Source organism: Solemya elarraichensis gill symbiont, assembly GCF_002021095.1.
Classification (GTDB): Bacteria; Pseudomonadota; Gammaproteobacteria; order Chromatiales; family Chromatiaceae.
The window spans coordinates 1-2722 of the sequence record NZ_MPRK01000240.1 but is presented as its reverse complement, the minus strand read 5'-3'; the positions used below and the strand labels follow the sequence as shown (position 1 = coordinate 2722).

3 protein-coding genes are annotated in these 2722 nt (G+C 47.0%); all 3 read left to right on the top strand.

All coding sequences use genetic code 11. The annotated features are described in order from the left end of the window. Positions 1–208: 208 nt before the first annotated feature. Entirely contained in the window at positions 209–940 is a 732-nt protein-coding gene (locus BOW51_RS09650; RefSeq protein WP_217349028.1) for a hypothetical protein, read from the top strand. Continuing rightward, positions 937–2361, top strand: coding sequence for a hypothetical protein (locus tag BOW51_RS09645; RefSeq protein ID WP_078477533.1), 1425 nt, complete (start codon positions 937–939; stop codon positions 2359–2361). Before BOW51_RS09650 ends, BOW51_RS09645 begins: the two co-directional genes overlap by 4 nt. Continuing rightward, positions 2358–2722, top strand: a 365-nt coding sequence (locus tag BOW51_RS09640) for a hypothetical protein (protein WP_135568222.1), incomplete at its 3' end; no start/stop codon positions are given. The genes BOW51_RS09645 and BOW51_RS09640, both read left to right, overlap by 4 nt.

The window sequence follows — 2722 nt, the reverse complement described above, 5'->3', positions numbered from 1 at the left end:
GAGTCTCTTCGTAAAGAACGCCAATCTTTGGGTATGGATACTGATGACATTGATTCTGCATTGGCCTATAGCAATGAAGCGGCGGACTTTTCAGGCATGTCGTCATCTAAGCGCAAGAGTGCCATCCTCGAGCGTTGATGAATTTGATCATGTGATGTATCAGCGTGGTGAGATTGCCAGGAAGAGCGAGAGTTTGAGTGATGGGCGCATGATGAATCCCCTTTCACGTGCAGACATTGCATCATTAAACGGGATTCTAGCCCAGTCAACTCCTGAGGAGGTGTCTGATTACGCTGGTAGGATGGTCAGCAATATGGGTGAGGATCGCACTGCACTTGCTTTTGACCAGATAGGCATGACGAAGGCTGGTGCTGTTCTTGGTGTTGTTGGCAATCTTTCAATGCAGGGGCATGATGAGGCTGCAGGCCTTGTTCTTAGTGGGTTTCAGAGTGATGACGACACAATCATTCCTAAGAAGGCTGACTATATTGAAGAGATCCAGGGAGTTAAACAGGCATTTGCATTACTTGGTGGGATTGCTGAAAACAGAGAGAAGGCAATAAAGTCTGCATATGCAGGGATTATGATCAGAGATGGAGACTACTCTGGTGTATATGATTCTGATTCCATGGAAGAGGCGATTGATATTGTTGTAGGAGAGCCTCTTGAATATCGTGGTTCTTTTATCATGTCCCCTAATTTTGATACAAGCGCTGATGATCTTGAAGACTGGTTAGATGACCTTTCTGCTGATGATCTGCATGGCCTTGGTAGCTCTAAGCTATACGATCATGACCGTGATCTTGCTGATGCTATTGCTGATGGTGACGTGACGCTTACAGAGACTGGCGTACGTGGTGAGTACTATGTGATCAATGGGTTCAATTTTCTTCAGAAGAAGGATGAAGAGCAGCCATTTATTTTGAAATATAACCGATGAACCAGGTCGATCTTCTTAGGAGGAGGGCTGTTGACAATCCACTGGTGAGTAATGACCAGCTTCCGTCTGGGTTTATTGAGAACTTCAATGCTGCGAAGAGTTTCTATGAATCTCAGGAGCAGTTTAACTCAGAGAGTGATTTCAAGTCCAGGAGAGTGATTGATACCTACCAGAAGATGTTCGAGCGGACTGGTGATCGTCGCTGGGACATAGGCACAAATCCGTATGGACTTAGTGGCAGGCTGAAGGATAGAGAAGATTTCATGCGCCAGAATAAGGCGGCTATCAATCAACATGAAGATATTGAAGACTTCGACACGATCAACAAGGCTTATGTTGACTATGCATCTGATGCCAGGCGCGTAAGGGACCAGGTTGAAGAGCGTGGTGATAGTTTTGGTGCATCAGCAGGCAGTGTTCTTGGCAGCATGGTTGGCGGCATACAGGACCCTGTCATGGCAACCTCTATGCTCCTGGGTGCTCCGTCAGCAGCTTTTGCTGCAAAATCCGTACTATCACGAGCCCTGGCTGTTGGATCGACTGAGGCGGCCATAGGAGCTGCTGTAGAGACAGCTATTGGTAAGCGCGTGTATGACGTGAAGACAGATACTTTGAACGTTCCTACAGAGACTGCGAAATCTGAATTTGTAAACAATGTTGTTGGTGCTGCTGTCGGTGGTTTTGTGATTGGTGGTGCTGGTGTTGCTGTCAGTCATGGCCTATCAAAGCTTTTTAAGAAGAAGATTGAAGATGGATATCGTCCTACAAGGGAAGAGGCAGATGCACTAAAAGTCGTTGAAATCGAGGAGATGACAACGCAATCAAGGCCGTCTGGTGTGGATATGAATTCACACATGAAGGTTGTTGATGATTACATGGATGCAGTTAGGGCTGGCAAGCCGTTTGACGTTGATTCAGCTTTGTCTGGAGTCAGGTCTTATTCCAGCAAGTATGAAGCTGACTTGGCTCAGCTCATCGTGAACAGTCGTGTTAGTGCGGAAGAGTTAAGATTTGCGGTAATGAAACGTGCTGGCTCGAAGACCGGCTTAGCCCAGTCAATGAATAAATCGATGAAGTCATTTGCAAAGGAGCTGGAGTCCAAGGGAGGTCTTGATGACTTTGTTGCGTCTGCTGGTGTGATTCATGCAGAAAGGCCTGTTGCTCCTGAGGTTCCAAAGAAGTCCAAGCGGGAGGCTAGGGTCGCACATAAAGCAGTCAAGATGAATGCGTTCATGAATGATCCATCGATTGACCCTGTTGATCGCGCCAAGATTGCTGTTGCTGATGACGACGTGATGATTCCTGATGCTATTCAAGAGGTTGGGGCTGAGCAAGTGAAGACAAGTAGTGGTGCCAAGGCGCTTAAAGACATCGATGCTTATGAGAAGGTTCTTAACCAGATGAAGGAGTGCCTGGTGTGACGAGTAGAGACAATTGCATTGAGCAGTTCAGGGGTAAGATTCCAAAGGAGATGTTTGACGATATTGTTGATAGCGACAATGTTGCGGAACATATATCTGCTGGTATTGAGACTTTGCAGCTTGAGAAGAGGCAGAAGGCTCTTCAGATCATTGCGATTCGTAATTCAAGCAACCAGATGGACTCTCATTCACGTGGCCTTGATTGGGGTCTGATGTCTGTTCTTGGCAGGGACATCTTTGGTGAGGGTGTTGGCGACAGTGTTGAGAGTCGAAGTGCGGCTATTCTTGGAGACGTACATGCAGATGTATCTGATGTTCTGCATGCTTACAACAGCGGCCCACTTGGTCTGAGTAAGACGCC